This window comes from Streptococcus sp. HMSC074F05, from assembly GCF_001808725.1.
Classification (GTDB): Bacteria; Bacillota; Bacilli; order Lactobacillales; family Streptococcaceae; genus Streptococcus; species Streptococcus parasanguinis_I.
Map to the genome: position 1 here is coordinate 81,629 of NZ_KV794407.1, position 1,537 is coordinate 83,165.

Genomic DNA, 1,537 nt, shown 5'->3' on the forward strand with positions numbered 1-1,537 from the left:
CGTTACATACGATACAATGAAAGCGAATGTGACAGTCACAGTGAAACACGATGGAACAGCTAAAGTTCTGATCGCGACTGTAGGCGACATTGCGGATAAAGAATTTAACAACCGTGTAACACCTCCAGAAGAACCTAAGTTCCAACCAGAGAAATATGTTGTTTCTGAAGCGAAATTTGATGTAACAGGTACAAAACTCGTTGATGATGACAAAGAATTGGCTAACAAGGTTGCGGATACAAACGCTAACCCATATGCGGACGATGCATCAAACAACGAAGAAGAAAACTTGAACACCAAGACTGTGAAACGTGGCCAAAAACTTTATTACCAAGTATGGTTGGATACAACTAAGTTTGACGCAAATAACAAAGATAACATCCAAACAGTTGGTATCACAGATGACTTCGATGAAACTAAGTTGACTGTGAATGCTTCAGACATCAAGGCATACGATTCAGTATCAGGTGCGGATGTTACATCTAAGTTTGATATCTCAATCTCTAACGGTGTAATCACAGCTAACCTCAAAGATGGCTTCACTAAGTCACTTGGTGATGCTGAAAACACTCAAATCATCGATACTACTAAGCTCGAGTTTGGACGCTACTATAAATTTGACATTCCAGCAACTGTGAACGCAGACGTTCCTGGCGGTGTAGATATTGAAAATACTGCGGCTCAAGTAGTGAACTACTACAACCCAACAACTAAGAAAGTTGAAAAACCAAGCAAACCAACTGAAAAACGTGTAAATAACGTTCCAGTTGAAGTAGAATTCAACTTCACGAAACGCTTGGAAGGCCGTGAACTGAAAGCTAACGAATTCAGCTTCGTGCTTAAAGATTCAGAAGGTAAGACTCTTGAAACTGTAAGCAATGATGCATCTGGTAACGTTAAGTTCAAAGCTCTTGAATTCAAGAAGGGTCAAGAAGGCGTACACAACTACACAGTAGAAGAAGTTAAAGGAAGCGACGCAACCGTTACATACGACACCATGAAAGCGAATGTAACAGTCACAGTGAAACACGATGGTACTGCTAAAGTTCTTGTGGCAACTGTAGGCGACATTGCGGACAAAGAATTTAACAACCGTGTAACTCCTCCAGAAACTCCAGAATTCAATCCAGAAAAATATGTTCTAAACGAAAAAGAATTTGATTTGACTGGAACTTCATTATTAGATGATGATAAAGAGTTGGCAGACAAGTACGCAGATACCAATGCGAACCCATATGTGGACGATGCATCTAACAACGAAGCTGCGAATATCAATACTAAGACTGTTAAACCAAAAGATAAATTGGTTTACCAAGTATGGCTTGACACAACTAAATTTGATGCAAACAACAAAGACAACATCCAATCAGTAGGAATCACAGATGACTACGATGAGGCAAAAGTCGACGTTGAAGCTTCAGCTATTAAAGCATACGATGGTAAGACTGGTGCGGATGTAACAGCTAAATTCGATATTACTGTGAACAACGGTGTGATTACTGCAACTCTTAAAGATGGCTTCACTAAGTCACTTGGC

Annotated in this window: 1 protein-coding gene; it reads left to right on the top strand. The window is 39.9% G+C overall.

Translation table 11 applies throughout. From position 1 onward, the window contains the following. Positions 1–1,537, top strand: a 1,537-nt coding sequence (locus HMPREF2685_RS02240) for an SspB-related isopeptide-forming adhesin (RefSeq protein WP_315940842.1), incomplete at both ends; no start/stop codon positions are given.